15 protein-coding genes and 1 riboswitch are annotated in these 18,090 nt (G+C 36.6%); of the genes, 8 read left to right on the top strand and 7 right to left on the bottom strand.

Translation table 11 applies throughout. The features are described 5' to 3' along the window. Positions 1-101: 101 nt before the first annotated feature. Positions 102-620: a general stress protein gene (locus ACQKNR_RS18105; RefSeq protein WP_427319307.1), complete on the bottom strand. Its 519-nt coding sequence runs from the start codon at positions 618-620 to the stop codon at positions 102-104. A gap of 25 nt (positions 621-645) precedes the next feature. Then, the gene (locus tag ACQKNR_RS18100; RefSeq protein ID WP_427319306.1) at positions 646-2,391 is read right to left on the bottom strand and encodes an ABC transporter substrate-binding protein; all 1,746 of its coding nucleotides are present in this window, start codon (positions 2,389-2,391) and stop codon (positions 646-648) included. A 226-nt stretch (positions 2,392-2,617) separates the two neighbouring features. Between ACQKNR_RS18100 and ACQKNR_RS18095 the strand changes: the two genes are divergently transcribed. Beyond that, positions 2,618-3,880, top strand: coding sequence for an MDR family MFS transporter (locus tag ACQKNR_RS18095; RefSeq protein ID WP_427319304.1), 1,263 nt, complete (start codon positions 2,618-2,620; stop codon positions 3,878-3,880). A gap of 50 nt (positions 3,881-3,930) precedes the next feature. On the opposite strand, the gene ACQKNR_RS18090 is transcribed toward ACQKNR_RS18095, so the two are convergent. The 3 genes from ACQKNR_RS18090 to ACQKNR_RS18080 form a co-directional block, all read right to left on the bottom strand. Then, complete coding sequence (locus ACQKNR_RS18090; protein WP_427319302.1) at positions 3,931-4,134, bottom strand: hypothetical protein; 204 nt, start codon at positions 4,132-4,134, stop codon at positions 3,931-3,933. Between the two features lie 158 nt (positions 4,135-4,292). Then, entirely contained in the window at positions 4,293-5,492 is a 1,200-nt protein-coding gene (locus ACQKNR_RS18085; RefSeq protein WP_427319300.1) for an ABC transporter permease, read from the bottom strand. A 60-nt stretch (positions 5,493-5,552) separates the two neighbouring features. Then, on the bottom strand, positions 5,553-6,977 hold the full coding sequence (locus tag ACQKNR_RS18080) for an amino acid permease (RefSeq protein ID WP_427319298.1): 1,425 nt from the start codon (positions 6,975-6,977) through the stop codon (positions 5,553-5,555). Positions 6,978-7,123: 146 nt separating this feature from the next. Next, positions 7,124-7,305, bottom strand: a riboswitch (Lysine riboswitch). Positions 7,306-7,505: 200 nt separating this feature from the next. On the opposite strand from ACQKNR_RS18080, the gene racE reads away from it, so the two are divergent. Beyond that, the gene (gene racE, locus ACQKNR_RS18075) at positions 7,506-8,333 is read left to right on the top strand and encodes a glutamate racemase (RefSeq protein WP_427319296.1); all 828 of its coding nucleotides are present in this window, start codon (positions 7,506-7,508) and stop codon (positions 8,331-8,333) included. A gap of 51 nt (positions 8,334-8,384) precedes the next feature. Here racE and gapN read toward each other — a convergent pair whose 3' ends face one another. After that, entirely contained in the window at positions 8,385-9,824 is a 1,440-nt protein-coding gene (gapN, locus tag ACQKNR_RS18070) for an NADP-dependent glyceraldehyde-3-phosphate dehydrogenase (RefSeq protein WP_427319294.1), read from the bottom strand. Between the two features lie 793 nt (positions 9,825-10,617). Here gapN and ACQKNR_RS18065 point away from each other — a divergent pair. The 5 genes from ACQKNR_RS18065 (at position 10,618) to ACQKNR_RS18045 (ending at position 16,937) form a co-directional block, all read left to right on the top strand. Beyond that, the gene (locus tag ACQKNR_RS18065) at positions 10,618-12,390 is read left to right on the top strand and encodes an ABC transporter ATP-binding protein (RefSeq protein ID WP_427319292.1); all 1,773 of its coding nucleotides are present in this window, start codon (positions 10,618-10,620) and stop codon (positions 12,388-12,390) included. Beyond that, on the top strand, positions 12,387-14,387 hold the full coding sequence (locus ACQKNR_RS18060; protein WP_427319290.1) for an ABC transporter ATP-binding protein: 2,001 nt from the start codon (positions 12,387-12,389) through the stop codon (positions 14,385-14,387). Before ACQKNR_RS18065 ends, ACQKNR_RS18060 begins: the two co-directional genes overlap by 4 nt. Positions 14,388-14,691: 304 nt before the next feature. Further along, the gene (locus tag ACQKNR_RS18055; protein WP_427319288.1) at positions 14,692-15,489 is read left to right on the top strand and encodes an amino acid ABC transporter substrate-binding protein; all 798 of its coding nucleotides are present in this window, start codon (positions 14,692-14,694) and stop codon (positions 15,487-15,489) included. Next, entirely contained in the window at positions 15,476-16,174 is a 699-nt protein-coding gene (locus ACQKNR_RS18050) for an amino acid ABC transporter permease (RefSeq protein WP_000281499.1), read from the top strand. The genes ACQKNR_RS18055 and ACQKNR_RS18050 overlap by 14 nt, the downstream gene beginning before the upstream one ends. Positions 16,175-16,202: 28 nt before the next feature. Next, a complete protein-coding gene (locus ACQKNR_RS18045) occupies positions 16,203-16,937 on the top strand; it encodes an amino acid ABC transporter ATP-binding protein (RefSeq protein WP_427319286.1) in 735 nt (244 codons plus the stop codon). A 50-nt stretch (positions 16,938-16,987) separates the two neighbouring features. Here ACQKNR_RS18045 and sasP read toward each other — a convergent pair whose 3' ends face one another. Beyond that, the gene (sasP, locus tag ACQKNR_RS18040) at positions 16,988-17,191 is read right to left on the bottom strand and encodes a small acid-soluble spore protein, SasP family (RefSeq protein ID WP_000013349.1); all 204 of its coding nucleotides are present in this window, start codon (positions 17,189-17,191) and stop codon (positions 16,988-16,990) included. Between the two features lie 643 nt (positions 17,192-17,834). Here sasP and ACQKNR_RS18035 point away from each other — a divergent pair. Beyond that, a complete protein-coding gene (locus ACQKNR_RS18035) occupies positions 17,835-18,080 on the top strand; it encodes a hypothetical protein (RefSeq protein WP_427319493.1) in 246 nt (81 codons plus the stop codon). Positions 18,081-18,090 lie beyond the last annotated feature (10 nt).

The following is an 18,090-nucleotide window of genomic DNA, read 5'->3' as shown; positions in this document are numbered from 1 at the left end:
TGTGAAGAAGGTACTACTAAGGATGTAGTACCTTCTCTTTCATTCATAAAAATTACTTAGTTCTTATTGGATTAAAGTCTTCATAAGTGGAATCTAATATTTTATGAAATACGTTGAAAATCTTTACTTATACAGGACTGTTTTAGTTTTTTTGATTTTATCAAATATTTAATATCAGAGATATTATCATATGAAAGCTGAATATGATAATAGTTAATATACTCAAATAATGCAAAAATATAAATAAATAGGGTCAATGATAGCCCGCCTAAAGGGAATTGAGGATACCAATTTGAAAAATCGATAATAAACATAATAAGTCCTGTGATAATCAATCCGATATTTATCTTTTTTAGCATTTTTAAATATTGAATAATCCCAATAGGTGTAATAGATGTTTTCTCTTTTTTTAATCGTTGCCACTTTATGTACCAGTAAGCCGTTCCTTGTAATAAGAGAAACTCTAAAAGAAGAAATGAGACCCAAAAAGAATATAGGGAATATAAATGTAATGTAGGATAAGCATAATTAATTAAGTAACTTGTGAAAATAAAAGTAATGACTGAAAATAACTCACCTGTGTATAGATAGGAAAGCCTTTTTTCTAGGTTGCGTTTCATGGTTCTTCTCCTTTTATAACAAACTTCACATTTTAATACGGGATGGCTGTATCCATAACTTCGCAAAATTTGCCCAACCGAATGAATCAATTGTTACGTTTTTTAAAGAAGAAGGATATGTTTTTCTTTTTAAAACGTGATAGTTAAATAAAATGATGTGTTCTGCTTGTAAAAACTCTTCAATTTCATACATAAGTTCATAGCGCTTTTCTTTATTTTCTTCTAATAAAAAGGTATCTAACAAACAATTAATTTGTTTTTCATAGTGCGGGTCCATGAACCGATTTACGAAGCAACTTTTATTTTTAAATACATTTAAGAATGCTATTTCATGCTCGGTAGCAAAAACTTCTCCCATGAAAATAATATCGGCATGTTTATCGATAGAATGATCCATATAATCTGAAACGAGAAATGGGTGAAGTTCTACTTGTATACCTAAACTTTCGCACTGTTCTTTTAGGAAGTCTGCATCATTTGCACTATCTTTAAATGCGAAGAAGTAAATATGTATCGTTTCTCCATTATATGTGCTTTTTTTCAAATACTCTTTCGCTTTTTCTAAAGAGTAAGATCTTCCCGGAGCTTGACGGCTTCTTTCAGGGAAAAAGCTTGATGCAGCAATTGTTCGCCGCCCCTCTATGTTACGAAGTATTGTTTCAACATCATATATTTCTCTCCAAACTTTACGAAAATAAATATCGTGATGGGGACCAGGTTTTGTAAAGTTGAAGCTAGCATAAATGCAGCCTATTTCTTCTATTTGTATGTTGTGTCTTTCTTTTTCCTCTTCATTTGGTAGTTCATAATCAGAATCTATACTCACATGATCTGGAATACGCCAAAACTCAATACGGTCTAGTAATGCGCGTTCTTTAAAATAATGGGTGAACGCTTCGAGTACGATATTATCTTCAGAGTAATGAACAAGTTTAAAAGGTCCAGTTCCTATGTAGTGATGATTTTGAATGGCTACATCGTGCGGTAAAATTGCGAGTTGCATGGAACTCACATAATGTAAGAAAAATAAATTTGGTTTTGTTAAATGGAATCGTATTTGTAGTGGTGATGGTGTTTCAATTTGAACAATTTCTTCTGTTAACCATTCGAAAGGAGATTGAACTTGCTTTAGTCTTTCAAATGAAAATTGCACATCTTTAGAAGTTAAAACAGTTTCATTATGAAAATGTATATCTTTTCGTAAATGAAACGTCCACGTAAGCCGGTCTTCACTTAATTCCCACGTATGCGCAAGATGTGGTTCCATTTTTTCGGTAACATCATTATAAACGACTAACGTATCAAAAATTTGACTAGTAAGATGGCTCTCTGTTGTGACGGCCGCAAATGCTGGATCTAGTGGCATTACTTTTCGGGATATGGGGATTTTTAATATATCGTACATGTCACTTGAAGGTTCATATCCAAAATGGTGGTGCAGTTTATTTTCTAGTATCTTTTGCAGTGCGAGAGGAAGTGGTTCTTTTAAAAGAAGAAAGACATCTTTTAATTTTTCTTGCGCTAACAGTTCATCTGCATAGGATTCAATTGATTCTACTAAACTATGTACAAATATAATTTCCGTTTTATTTCCGCGGCCTCGCCCTGGTGTCCAATGAATTAATTGTTCCTCAGTCATTTTCTTTAATAAAATTTTCACGTTTTTCGTACTGCAATATAAAATATCCGCTAATTCTTGTAAGCTATTTCGCATATGTTGTTGATCTTGTGCATGTAGTCTTAGTCTAATGTAATAGTCCATAATTTTCATATGTGTACACTTCCTTCTGTATCCCGCATTAACGGGCAGTAAGACCCCCACCTAAAAATTTAGCGGAAGCAAAGAAGTTAGGTGGGGGATCAACTGCCCGTAAAAGCCCGATTGGTGAGGGCTGATTAAAGTTTCACTTTATAAAAGGGGAAACTCTTTAGAATATTCTAACCTTTTTCTTCCACTTTTTCAAAGTAAAATGAATAAGCATAAGGAGGGGGAAACAATGGGATTTTGGAGTATGCATCGAAATATAAAAATTAGAATTATAACTTCGTTTTTAACACGTACTGTGTCCACAATGATTTTTCCATTTATGGCGATTTATTTTTCAATAAAGTTAGGTAGTGCGATTGCTGGTGCTTTATTACTAATCAATGTGCTAGCTTCATTAATTATCGGTTTATATGGTGGGTATGTTGGAGATCGGCTCGGTCGTAAAAAGGTGATGATTATCGGCCAAAGTATACAAGTCATTTCCATTGCTTGTATGGGAATTGCGAACTCAGATTATGTAGATTCACCATGGCTAACATTTGTGTTTATGTTAGTGAATAGCTTAGGGTCTGGACTTATGAATCCAGCGACTGAAGCGATGTTAATCGATGTGAGTACACCTGAAAATCGAAAAGTGATGTACAGCATAAACTACTGGGCTATTAACTTATCGATTGCCATTGGAGCAATATTTGGCGGACTATTATTCGAAAACTATAGGTTACAATTGTTTATCGTATTAACGGTGGTCGCGGTCATTACTTTATATGTGATGGCTGTATATATGGAAGAAGTGTATGTGGCTCGAAAAACAGTAGAGAAGAAAAATGTATTAAAAGATATGGCAGATAGTTATAAAGCTGTGATGAAAGATAGAGCGTTTTTAATTTTTTGTTTAGCAAGTATATGCACTTTATCTTTAGAGTTTCAAATTAATAATTATTTAGGGGTACGCTTGCAGAAGGAATTTGAAACAGTGCATTTTTTCTTCGGAAATGGTTTTACGTTTGATTTAACAGGTATAAGAATGTTGAGCTGGATATCAGCAGAGAATACCATTTTAGTTGTGTTATGTTCAGCGCTTGTTATTAAAATGCTGAAAAGCTTCAATGATTTGAAAATCTTATATGTAGGCTTATTCATTTATACAATTGGATTTACAATACTCGGAACGAGCAATGGCTTATGGATTTTATTAATTGCAGGGCTTTTCCAAACGGTAGGAGAGATGATGTATGTGCCAGTTCGCCAATCTATTATGGCAGATATGGTGCCAAACGAGGCAAGAGGTTCGTATATGGCGATTAACGGGATGGTCTTTCAAGTGGCGAAAATGAACGGTGCATTAGGAGTTATGTTAGGTTCATTTCTTGCATCTTGGGGAATGAGCGTCCTGTATTTTATCGTTGGTATGAGCAGTATTGTATTATTTATGAAGGCGATAGGGAAAGAGAAGTATCAGGGTGAAGGGAATGTTTCTCAGATTGGATAAACTATATAAAAAGCGAACTAGTTATACTCGGTTCGCTTTTTACATAACTATTAAAACGGATCAACTTCAGCCAAATTAGGATTGGCATTCGGGCTTGTTAATAAGGTTTTCAGCTCACCTACTTCTGAGAGAGCGACGAGTATATAACCACTAATAAGAACGATGAGTCCAATGACCCGTAATGTTTGTAGTGTAATGTCACGGCTATTGTTTTCGGAGTTATCTTGGGGCGGAGAAGGCGGATTATTGTTCATAGTTAAGCTCCCATCTGTTTTATTTATATGTGCGAAATCATTATTTAACTTATGGATAGGAATTATATAGTCATTTTCACTATATGAGAAATGCCTATGAATAGTGATAAGAAATTTTAGGACGAGAAAAGAGGCTGTTGTATACAGCCTCTTTTTCGTTAAAATGAAGAAATGCGTTTCTTTGTTTTGGGGAAAATAATAAATTTGATCCAGAGTACCCCAATTACCATAATAATTAAAGCATGCAGTAATTGTCCTGTGGCAATGAATATAACAACTGAAAACACAGCTAATTGAATGACTAGCAATATGAAGATTAAGCTAAGAAATTGCTTCATTCTTTCTTCAGTATCAATCGGATATAATTCTACAATAATATTTCCTGAAAAATATTTCCACAGAGAACGAAGCTGCATAGATATCATATATAGGACGATATAAGCGATAGCACCTTTTACGTATATATTCGGAACAAAATATAGGGTGAAGGCACCGATCAACCCCAAACGAATATATATACCGAAATAATCATTCCCCCGTAAAAACGATAGTGTATGTAAATAGAAGAAAGTAGCCTGTTTTTTATGTAGTAACGGTTCAATCCAATTTGTAAGCCATTTTCTACTGTTTACTTGTTTCTTTAGCTGCGGCACATCGGTGAAGATGCTGGCGAATTGATAAAAGCGTATGTCCAATTTTTCTTCTTGCTCGATTATGTACTCCCACGGTATTCGTTTTGTAGGTTGTTTTTTCGTATATAGAAGCAGGAAAGCAAGAAGTAAGAGTAATCCGCCTAATACGATTACATTTGCTGTATAAAACAGTATGTAAATAATTAGTGCGTTACAAGCAATACGAATGATCAGCCATATGTTTTTTTCATGACTATCACGCCACATCCAATGTATGTACATGTTCCAAGCTTTCGTAATCATTAAAATAATAAAGATGGTACATAAGAAAGGTACAGTTAATTGTAATGATTGCATAGCAAGCGGTACGAGAATAAGGAACGTAAATATGAGTGGGAAAAGCTGAATGATGTAATTATATAGAAGAGATTTTTTAAAATAAGATGTTAATTTCTCTTCTAGTGCAAGCAAATAGACAGCATCAGGCTTTTGAATAAATGTACGAATTGGGCATCTCGTGATAATGAATGTAAGTACGACCGTTATGAGTATTAAAGATATTCCTTTAGAAGGAGATGTTTTTAGAAACTGAGCATAATAATATGCACCGACGCATGAAATAAAGATAAAGCTATATAATAAACCGTTAATCATACGTGCAAAGTATGTAATGATATTTTGAATATGTTGTTGGAAGCGACTGCTCCATAGCGATTCGATTGACATGTTTTTCACCTCTTTGTTCTATTATATATGTTTTACAAAAGAAAAAACGAGCAAATTGCGTTATGCAATTTGCTCGTTTTTCTTTTCGTTATTTTTTTTTTGGTCACGATTCATTAACGGATAGAAGGCAAAGCCGATTACGAATAAACCAATTCCGAGAAGGAATGTTTTTATATCGGATGCCCCAGTTTTAATAACCCATAGTGCATAGCAAAGTGCAATAACGGCGACTATGCCATCCATAATTCTTGCCCGCATTTCATTTTTATATGTTTCACCAGTAGCGACTAGTTTTAACTGGAAGATTGGTGAAACGAGATATGGAATGAGATAAGCTAAAGTTGATACGGTAATAACGAATGTATAGGCTTCCGCAATGGTTCCTGATAATGTTGAGAATAAGAACACTTGCGACATAATGTTTGTTAATCGTAATGAGTAAATTGGACTTCCGTTTTTATTTGTTTTTGTGAAGAAGGAAGGGAAGAAACCTTCTTTTGCTGCTTGATACGGTACTTCTGAGCTTAATAAAATCCAGCCTAAGATGGAACCAAATAGGGAAGTAAGAGCAAGTAATGCCATAAGTTTCCCGCCGCCATGACCCATTGCAGCGTTTAATGCATCTGCTAATGGACGTTCAGAAGCTTGTAATTTATCAACGTGAAGTACACCCATTGTTAAAATAGTAATTCCTAAATAAATTGCAACTGTAATTAGTAATCCTGCAACCGTTGCACGTTTTACTGTTTTTGGAGAGGTAGCTCGGTTTGATAAAAGAACGGCTGATTCAATTCCGATAAATGCCCAAAGCGTTGTAAGAGCAGCTAAATTTACTTGTGAAAGGAGACCGTGTGATACACCTGATTTATCAATCATCGGTGTGTACCATTGTCCAAACTTAGAAGCTTCGAATGCAAATAAAGTAACGACGATGAATAAAAGGAATCCAGTTACTTTCGTTGTTGTTGCTAAGAAGTTTAGTTTTCCAGCTCCGCTTACACCGTTTGTTAATATAACATGAGTTCCCCATAGTAAGATGGAACAAATAGTAAATGTAATGAGTTTACCGACTTCTACGTTAAAAGAACCGATTGAAAATAGTAGTCGTGTATCTTTCATGATCGGGAAGAAGAGTGATAAATATCCCGCAAATGATGTAATGATGGCAACGTTACTTGCCCAGTTTGCAACCCAATATCCCCATACCATACTGAAACCAGCCATTTTTTTCTTTTTTGGTGATGAGAATAAAGCATATGCATGACTTTGTGGTCCTGTCGTTAAATCAGGACGACGAATTGCTAAATTACCGAAAACAAGAGCTAGCATCAAAACACCAAACCCTGTTGTTAACCAAGCTAAAGTGACACCGAGAGGGCTTGCTGTTTGTGCCAACGTACTTGGCACCATGAAAATACCAGCGCCAACCATGTTACCGACAACGAAAGCTGTTAGTACCCAAAAGCCCCATTTTTTTTGTTGCATAGAAAATACCTCCAAAGTTAGTATAACCAAGTCAAGCGAGGAGATATGTATGTCTTCCTATTAGGGAAGAGAAGTTCCAAACAAAACAAAAAAAGCACGTAATCTGCCGCTACATGCTTTCTATCTTATAAGAAACCCACGACATATCTCTCGATAGCTCTCCACAAACGAAACGTTTGTGACAGTTCTGCACTTATTAAATGCAGACCCAGCAAGCGTGCATGGTGGACACGACTTACTTCGGCAACCATTCCTTTCTCATTCATTCATCAATGCCACTACATCTCCTGAAATGATACTCTTAATGATTGCAACCTCTACCTCACCGAGATACGAATGAGGATTTAAATATTAAATTAACGTATTTAAGAGTAACAAATGTATTTTTATACGTCAATGGATATGGTAATAATCAGATTATAGAGAAGAGTTTGTTATTAAAGGTAGGGTCAATAATATACAATCTTTGAATTTTCATAATATAATAAATGTTATTGGCGCTAGAAGATAGAGAAGGGGATGAAGTGTATGTATGCATCTAATAAAAGTTCTGTAATAGGTGTATTAGATTCAGGGGTTGGGGGATTAACAGTTGCGAGTGAGATTATACGTCAATTGCCTAAAGAGAGCATTTACTATATTGGTGATAATAAGCGTTGTCCGTATGGGCCAAGAGGTGTAGCGGAGGTAGAATCTTTTATATTTGAAATGGTTGAATTTCTCAAACAGTTTCCATTAAAAGCTCTAGTTGTAGCATGCAATACAGGTGCAGCTGCAGCATTGTCCTCATTGCAAGAAGCGCTATCCATCCCAGTTATTGGTGTTATACATCCGGGAGCACGAGCGGCAATTAAAGTGACAAAGAAAGGGAAAATTGGAGTAATTGGAACTGTAGGTACGATACAGTCTAATATGTACGAAAAAGCGTTGCACGAGCTCCATACATATTTAGAAGTGCATAGCCATGCCTGCCCAACTTTAGCTACAGTTGTAGAAAATCAATTAGGGGATAAAGCATATGTAAAGCAACAAGTGAAACAAGCTTTATTACCATTAACGAAAGAGGAAATAGATACGTTAATTCTTGGTTGTACCCATTATCCACTTTTAGAGTCCTACATAAAAAATGAATTAGGAGAAGATGTGACGATTATTAGTTCTGCAGAAGAAACAGCGATAGAGTTAAGCACGATTTTACAACATCAAGGAATTTTGTCTGAGAATCTGAATCCGAAGCATCGATTTTTTACAACAGGCTCTGTTTCATCATTTGAACATATTGCTGAGCGTTGGCTAGGGTATCAAATTTCTGTAGAATGTGTAAATTTGCCTATGGAAAAACAAATTGTGAACTAAATTGCATAAAAAGAAGCTGATCTAATATAAGATCAGCTTCCACCTATAAGATTAAACTAAGTTTAATACAGTTACTTTTTCACGTGTCATAGACTCAAGGCTCTTACGAATCCCTTGTGCGCCCATACCTGAACCTTTTACACCGATGAATGGGAAGTGGTCAGGACCGCGCTCTGTGCGGCCGTTAATTTGAACAGAACCAGTTTCGATTTTGTTCGCAATTGCAAATGCTTTGTTAATGTCTTTTGTGAAGACACTTGCTTGCAGACCGAACTCTGATTTGTTAGCAATTTCAATTGCTTGTTCATCTGAAGAAACACGGATGATTGGAAGGATTGGGCCGAATGGCTCTTCCCAAGCAACTTTCATTTCTTCTGTTACGTGGTCGATTAATGTTGGGTAAATTAAGTTACGCTCACGTTTGTTACCGATAACGATTGTTGCACCTTTTTCTACAGCGTCGTCAACTAAACCTTGAACGAAGTCAGCTGACTTATCGTCGATTAATGGAACGATTGTACTATCTTGTTCTGGAGATCCAACTGATAATTTAGCTACTTGCTCTTTTAATAAGCCAACAAGCTCGTCCGCTACGTTTTCGTGTACAAGTACACGTTTAATAGCTGTACAACGTTGACCAGAGTAAGAGAATGCACCGCTTACGATATGATTTGCAGCATCTTGTAAGTCAGCATCTTCACGAACGATACCAGGGTCTTTCCCACCAAGTTCTAATACAAGTGGAATCATTGCAGCTTTTTTCGCTAAATGTTTACCTGTGTTTGTACCACCTGTGAACGATACCATATTGATGCCTTCGTGTTCTACTAAGTAGTCACCAATTACAGAACCGCGTCCTGTAGCTACGTTTACAAGACCTTTTGGAAGGCCAGCTTTATGAAGTGCTTCAACCATTTTAATACCGCTAATTGCACCTTGAGTTGCTGGTTTGAAAATAACAGCGTTACCCATAATTAGTGCTGGTGCAAGTTTTGCAGCAGATAAGTTTACTGGATAGTTAAATGGTGCGATTGCTAATACAACACCAAGTGGTGCGCGTTGGATAATCGCAAGTTTAGATTTCGTTCCGCCAGGGAAGCTATCGCCCATCATGCTTTCTCCGTGCATATGAAGAGCTTCTTCAATCGTGTAACGAATAAAGTCAGCTGTACGAACAACTTCTTTTTTCGCATCTTTATATCCTTTACCGACTTCTTTCATAATGATATCGGCAATTTCATCTTGCATATTTACAAGCTCGTCAGCCCATTTATATAAGTATTTTGCGCGATCTTGTAGGGAAGCTTCAGCCCATGATTTTTGAGCTTCTTTTGCAGAAGCAATTGCTTCGTCTACTTCACCGCGAGTAATTGCTTGTACTTGACCAATTACTTCGTGTAAGTATGGAGATGGAATGTCGATTGTTTCTCCTGAAGAGCTTTCTCTCCATTCTCCGTTTAAATAAAATTTGTACGTATTGCTAGTTGTCATGATTAGTCCTCCTAAAATAGCAACTTGTAAGAGTGAGTATAAGGTGATTGTAGGGGGTTTGATAATATTTTTCAAATGAAATGTTTGTGAAAACGATTTCTTATTCTTTTTTTATTTTGTATACCCTTTCTTACAGAACATTCTCTTATTTCAAACTGCTTTATCGTATCATGAAATCCTCTTCATTTTTTGTGATTGTTGTCTATTTTGTTCTATGTGTAAAAAAACAATTGACAGAATACTCAAAGAAGTTGTAAGATTATAAATGGAAAATAAATGAAAGGGGTGTGCGTAATGATTGTAATCGTAAATGTAATGGGCTTAGCTCTGTTAAGTGGCAGAAAACATTCATATCATTACGCAACCCGTACGGATATATAGGGCACTTTTGTCTTATAAAAAGCGTACGTTGCGTATATCGTAACGTACGCTTTTATGCATTTTTGTGCATATCGTCAAGCGACGGTATGCTTTTTTTTGTCTAATTTGCTTGTTTCCATACTTTGTATGGTTACGATAAAAAAGCTTTGGAAGGTGGAAAAATGTGATGAGATTGTATGGGTTGCGAAATGTAAATGGAATGGGTTTGGATAGCGGATAAAGTGAAACTTTAATCAGTGGGGGGTGTCCATCCCCCACTGATTATTAGTTGAACCAATCGGGCTTTTACGGGCAGTTGATCTCCCACCTAACTTCCTCGCATTGGCCAAATTTTGAGGCGGGAGTCTTACTGCCCGCAAATAGCGGGATAAAGAAATGAGAGTGAAACGAAAACGAGAAGGGAGAGGTTACATTGTTTTCAGTATTACTAAAGTTAAAATGGTTTTTTAAAGAACATTGGAAGAGATATAGTATTGCCATTGGAGCTCTTTTAATTGTGAATATAGTTGAAGTCATTCCCCCAAAAGTGTTAGGGGTAACGATAGATAATATAAAAACAGGAACGTTAACGAACGAAGCAATTATAGAGTCTATTCTTATTTTAATCGGGGTAACGATAGTTGGGTATGGTCTTACATTTGTTTGGCAACATCAATTGTTTGGCGGTGCGTTCGTACTTGAGAAGACGATGCGCTCAAAATTTATGGGGCATTTACTTAAAATGACACCGACGTTTTATCAAAAAAATCGTACTGGCGATTTAATGGCGAGAGCGACGAACGATTTAAAAGCAATCGCTATGACAGCTGGTTTTGGTATATTAACGCTCGTTGATTCTAGTTTATATATGCTTACAATCGTTTGTATGATGGGATTTTCAATCAGTTGGGAGCTTACATTTGCGGCACTTATACCGCTTCCGATTATGGCATATGCGATGAATATATATGGGAAGAGATTGCATGAAAGATTTACAGTTGCGCAAGATGCGTTTGGTGATATGAACGATAAAGTACTTGAATCTATCGCTGGTGTGCGTGTTATTCGTGCATATGTACAAGAGAATGCAGATGAGGGAAGATTTCATCATTTAGGAGATGATGTCTACGAAAAAAATATGAAGGTAGCAAGAATCGATGCATTATTCCAGCCAACGGTGAAAATGCTTGTCGGACTTAGTTATTTAATTGGTTTAGTGTACGGTGCGTATCTCGTATTTCAATCAAAGGTAACACTCGGTGAGCTTGTTTCTTTTAACGTGTATTTAGGGATGATGATTTGGCCGATGTTTGCGATTGGAGAATTAATTAATGTGATGCAAAGAGGAAATGCGTCATTGGATCGTGTGAATGAAACGTTAGCCTATGAACCAGATGTGAAAAATCCGAAAAATCCAAAGGTTGTACAAGATCCGGATTATATTCAGTTTGATGAAGTTTCTTTTTCATATCCTTCATCAACTGAAACAAATTTAAAAAAGGTTTCTTTTACATTAAAACAAGGAGAAACGCTTGGAGTGGTCGGGAAAACAGGAAGCGGGAAAACGACACTTGTACGTCAGCTTCTTCGTCAATATCCGCTTGGAGATGGGGATATTGCAGTTTCTGATGTGACATTAGATAAAATGACGAATGAAAATGTACTCGGGTGGATTGGATATGTACCACAGGAACACATTTTATTCTCTAAAACAGCGAGGGAAAATATTTTATTTGGAAACCGAGAAGCGACTGAAGAAGAACTGGAGAAGGCAATTGAAATTGCTGCGTTTAAAAAGGATTTAGAGTTTTTACCGGAAGGGTTAGAAACACTCGTCGGAGAGAAAGGCGTTTCGTTATCAGGCGGGCAAAAGCAAAGGATTTCGATTGCGAGAGCTGTTATTCAAAATCCAGAAATATTAATTCTGGACGATTCGTTATCAGCTGTTGATGCTCGTACGGAAGCGGCGATCATTGAAAACATAAGAACAGAAAGAAGCGGAAAGACGACGATTATTACGACGCACCGCTTATCTGCAGTGCAACATGCGGATTGGATTCTCGTTATGGATGACGGTGAAGTGATTGAAGAAGGCACGCATGATCAGCTCGTTCGAAACGGAGGCTGGTATGCTGAACAGTTTGAAAGACAGCAAGGCGAAAGTGAAAGTGAAAGTGAAAGTGCGGATAGTGGGGTGAAAATATGAGCGTTTCAAAACGATTGTTTCAATACGCGATGAAAGTGAAAGGGACGATTTTTGCAGCGATGCTGATGTTGTTTATTTTCGTTATTGCGGAGCTCGCTGGTCCGTTCGTCGCTAAAACGATGATTGACGATCATATCGTTGGAATAGAGAAACCTTGGTATGAAACGGAAAAGAGTGAGGAGGCTGTTTCTTATAACGGCGCCTTCTATAAACGAAGTGACCGTTTTCAAAAAGGTGAGACAAAAGGAAAAGAAGTGCGCGTGATGCAAGTCGGTTTTCAATATTACTTTGTACCGAATAAGGTGAATATTGAGGGAGCTCGTTCTGTAAAGGGTGACATGATTACCGTTCAAAATGGTAAGGCAGTGCAAGTGTATAAAGCGAAAGCATTAACGAAGGAGGAAGTGTTTGCGTTTTATAAACCAGAAATAAACCGTCTATTATTACTTGGTGGTGGTTATTTCGCTTTATTAGTAGTCGTATCATTGTTTGCATATGGAAAGCAGTTCTTCTTGCAGAAGGCGGCGAACAAAATTATTCAAATTATGAGGGAAGACGTCTTCTCTCATATTCAAACATTACCGATCCGATACTTTGATCATTTACCAGCAGGGAAAATCGTTTCGCGCGTAACGAATGATACAGAGGCGATTCGTGATTTGTATGTAACGGTGCTGGCGACATTTGTTTCTAGTATTATTTATATTATCGGGATATTCGCTGCGTTATTTTTACTCGATATAAAACTGGCATCGCTCTGTTTACTCATCATCCCAATTTTAATTGTTTGGGCCATTTTATATAGAAAGTATGCGTCTGTATACAATCATAAAATGCGTTCCCGTCTATCTGATATTAACGGGACGGTGAATGAATCGATTCAAGGTATGCCAATTATTCAAGCGTTCCGTCAAGAACGTGAAACGAAAAAAGAATTTGAAGAATTGAATGGCGATTATTTTAAGTACCAAAATAAAATTTTAAATTTAAATGCAGCAACTTCGCATAACTTAGTTTCTGTATTAAGAAATATCGCTTTCACAGGCGTGATTTGGTATTTCGGCGGTGCGTCATTAAGTGCTACAGGTATTATTTCACTTGGGGTACTGTATGCGTTCGTTGATTATTTAACGCGATTATTTTCACCAATTACAAATATGGTGAATCAGCTTGCGAACTTAGAGCAAGCACGCGTTGCATCAGAGCGTGTCTTCGAATTGCTAGAGGAAAAGGGAGAGGTAGTAGAAGCAGAACGTATGCCTCGCTTACAAGGAAATGTGAAATTCGATAATGTGTCATTTTCTTATAATGGAAAAGATGAAGTGCTAAAAAATATTTCTTTTGAAGCGAAACAAGGCGAGACAGTGGCACTTGTCGGTCATACTGGATCAGGAAAAAGTTCCATTATGAATGTACTCTTTCAATTTTATGAGTTTGAAAAAGGGAAGCTTACGATTGACGGTCATGATGTAAAGGAAATGCCGAAACAAGCAACTCGTGAGCATATGGGAATTGTACTGCAAGATCCGTTTTTATTTAGTGGGACGGTCGCTTCCAATGTAAGCTTAGAAAATGAAAAAATTTCAAAAGATCGCATCGTCAAGGCGTTACGTGATGTTGGTGCGGAAAGGTTTGCGAACAATATAAATGAAGAAATTACAGAAAAGGGAAGTACGCTTTCCACTGGAGAACGTCAGCTGATTTCGTTTGCTAGGGCACTCGCTTTTGATCCGGCGATTTTAATTTTAGATGAAGCAACTTCTAGCATTGATACAGAAACAGAAGCGATGATTCAACAAGCGCTAGAAGTCGTGAAAAAAGGGAGAACAACATTTATTATTGCTCACCGCCTTTCAACGATTAAAAGCGCAGATCAAATTATTGTGCTTGATAGAGGAACAATCTTAGAAAAAGGCTCTCATGATGAACTAATGAAAAAGCGCGGGCGTTATTACGATATGTACAAAACGCAAATGGAGGGGAACCAAAGCGCTTAATAGGGAGAAGAACTTGCGATTTTTGCAAGTTCTTTTTTTGATTGGCGAGATGAATGGAATGATAGCGGCTCTTCGATAAATCCTAACAAGCAAATAAGAAGTATTGTTTTACCTTTTTCTTTATAAATGCTATATTTAAAAACGTTACTTATTTTTTGTATGTGGTAGTGTTTTTTCCATTTTGTTTGATTATGAAGAAAAAGGATAAACTAAATAAGAACATTTTCATTGAAAAATTGTTCAAGATTGCATACAATCAATATAGTTCTTAAATTCCTATCAGAATACTTGGAGGATTACCATCATGAAAAAATTATTTTCAGTGCTTGCAGTAACTACATTAGCGATTGGGATTGTAGCGGGCTGCGGCAAAGAAGAGAAAAAAGATACAGCTAGTCAAGACGCGTTACAAAAGATAAAACAAAGTGGTGAACTTGTAATTGGAACAGAAGGTACATACGCACCGTTCACATTCCATGATTCAAGCAATAAATTAACTGGATTTGACGTTGAACTATCAGAAGAAGTTGCAAAACGTTTAGGGGTAAAACCTGTATTTAAAGAAACACAATGGGATAGCTTACTTGCTGGTTTAGATGCAAAACGTTTCGACATGGTTGCAAATGAAGTTGGTATTCGTGAAGATCGTCAAAAGAAATATGACTTCTCTGAACCATACGTTTCATCTTCAGCGGCATTAGTTATCGCGAAAGATAAAGATAAGCCTGCTACATTTGCTGATGTGAAAGGATTAAAAGGAGCACAATCTTTAACGAGTAACTACGCAGATATCGCTAAGAAAAACGGTGCGGAAATCGTTGGTGTAGAAGGATTTAGCCAAGCTGCAGAATTATTAAGTTCTGGACGCGTTGATTTCACAATTAATGATAAATTATCAGTGTTAAACTATTTAGAAACGAAAAAAGATGCAAAAATTAAAATTGTAGATACAGAAAAAGAGGCTTCACAAAGTGGATTCTTATTCCGTAAAGGTAGCGATAAGCTTGTACAAGAAGTAAATAAAGCGTTAGAAGATATGAAAAAAGACGGTACGTATGACAAAATAACGAAAAAATGGTTCGGTGAAAATGTATCTAAGTAGTGCATTAGTTTCAGATCGATTGTCTACTTGGATAGATATTATGCAGACTTCCTTCATGCCTATGCTGAAGGAAGCTGTTTTTACAACAATTCCATTAACGCTTATTACATTTATTATCGGGATTATACTTGCGACGTTAACAGCGCTCGCGCGTATTTCAGGTAGTCGTATTTTACAATGGATTGCTCGTATCTATGTATCTATCATTCGCGGAACGCCACTTCTTGTACAGTTATTTATTATTTTCTATGGTCTTCCAACTCTTAATATTGAGGTTGAGCCATATACAGCAGCAGTTGTTGGATTTTCATTAAATGTCGGTGCGTATGCATCTGAAATTATTCGTGCTTCTATCCTTTCTATTCCGAAAGGGCAGTGGGAAGCAGCTTACACAATTGGGATGACATATCCACAAGCATTAAAACGTGTTATTTTACCGCAAGCAACGCGCGTATCAATCCCACCGCTTTCGAATACATTTATTAGTTTAGTGAAGGATACTTCATTAGCATCGTTAATTTTAGTAACAGAAATGTTCCGAAAAGCGCAGGAAATTGCGGCAATGAACTACGAGTTTTTAATTGTTTATTTTGAAGCAGGTCTTATTTATTGGGTTATTTGTTTCTTATTATCAATCGTACAGCAGATGTTAGAGAAGCGTTCAGAACGCTACACGTTAAAATAATCCTTTCACAAAAGGAGTTTTTGTTTTTATGATTACAATTCAACATTTACAAAAAAGTTTCGGAGATAATACCGTACTAAAGCATATGGATTTGTCAGTTGAGAAGGGCGAGGTTGTCGTTATTATCGGGCCATCTGGATCTGGTAAAACGACGTTTCTACGTTGCCTCAATGTACTAGAAACACCGAACGCTGGTAGCATTCGTATCGGAAATAAGGAGCTTAATTTCGCTCAAAAAGTAACGAAAAAAGATATTGTCAATCTTCGTACACAAACAGGTATGGTGTTCCAACATCATAACTTATTCCCTCATTTAACAGCACTTCAAAACGTAATGGAAGGGCTCGTTACAGTGAAAAAAGTAGGGAAAGAAGAAGCAAAGAAAAAAGCGAACTACTTCCTTGAAAAAGTTGGTTTAGCAGATAAAGTGGATTTATATCCGTTCCAATTATCAGGCGGACAACAACAGCGCGTTGGAATTGCTCGCGCGCTTGCGATGGAACCTGAAGTGTTACTATTTGATGAGCCGACGTCAGCGCTCGATCCTGAGCTTGTACAAGAAGTTCTAAAAGTAATGAAAGAACTTGCAAAAGAAGGCATGACGATGGTCATTGTAACGCACGAAATGCGTTTTGCTCATCAAATTGCGAACCGCGTTATTTTCATGGATGGCGGTGTCGTTGTCGAACAAGGTACACCAGAAGATGTATTTACAAATCCAAAAGAAGAACGCACGAAAAAGTTTTTACAAATGTTGCAGTAAATAAGAAAAGTCTCAGGGCATATGCCCTGAGACTTTTTTGCCATATATATTTATTTTTGGAATCCGCCAAGGCTTTGCTCAGCCATTGCAACTAGACGTTTTGTAATTTCTCCACCAACAGAACCGTTAGCGCGAGCCGTAGAATCTGCTCCTAATTGTACACCAAATTCTTGAGCGATTTCGTATTTCATTTGATCGATTGCAGCTGTTGCTCCTGGTACTACTAATTGATTGTAAGAACTTTGGTTTGCCATAGGAATATATCCTCCTTAGAGTTATAAAAGTTTTTTGGTTGGACTAGCTGGAGTTGAACCAGATTACCGCCCCGTTTGGCGCTAATCCATCGGTAATTAAGTTTGTACTCATAGTATGGATGTTACCTAGAAAGATATACAAAATAATAATTTGTAAATTTTGTAAAAAATATTAGTGATTTCATAAATTATGAAATAAGAGTAATCGTTGTATTTTTAAGAAAGAAGGCTAAACTAAGAGCAACATTAAATATGGTTTTCTCTTTGTACCCAGCTATTTTGGAGCCAATATTTAGCTTATCTTACTTATGATGTGTGAAATGAGACAAATTGCAGAGTAGTAAAATAAAAATTAAATCGGCAACAACTTCATAGTTCTGTTTTAACCACGGATGGGGCAGAAAAAGGAACTGACCGCTCCCATGCATGGCTAGATGCTCTTTTCAAATGAAAAAGAGAGGGTTTTAAACGAAAATGTAATTAAAGCTTAGTAATATAAAAACTAAAAAGGCATCAACCTCGTATTTCTGTTTCAACCACGGATGGGGCAGAAAAAGGAACTGACCGCTCTTATGCATGGCTAGATGCTCTCTTTAATCTAAAAAAGAGATGTTTTTAAATGATAACGTATGGAGGAATCATGATGGGAATTTGCCCGCTTTGCAACGCATTAGAATCACAAACATATTCTTGTCAAAATTGCCAAGGTATACTCCAAGATTATGGAAAAGCTGTAGATTACATAGATGATTACAGTGCATATATGGATCAGGAATTATTAAGTGCAGTAGATGGATTAACACATAATAATTCAAATGAGTACTGCAATCATATTTTTTATTGCGGAGTATGTAACGTGGAAACTGAAGTTGTAGTGGAACTTGTGTAAATAGAAAACT

Source organism: Bacillus sp. NPDC094077 (assembly GCF_050279465.1).
Taxonomy (GTDB): domain Bacteria; phylum Bacillota; class Bacilli; order Bacillales; family Bacillaceae_G; genus Bacillus_A.
This window is presented reverse-complemented; position numbering and strand designations above follow the sequence as displayed.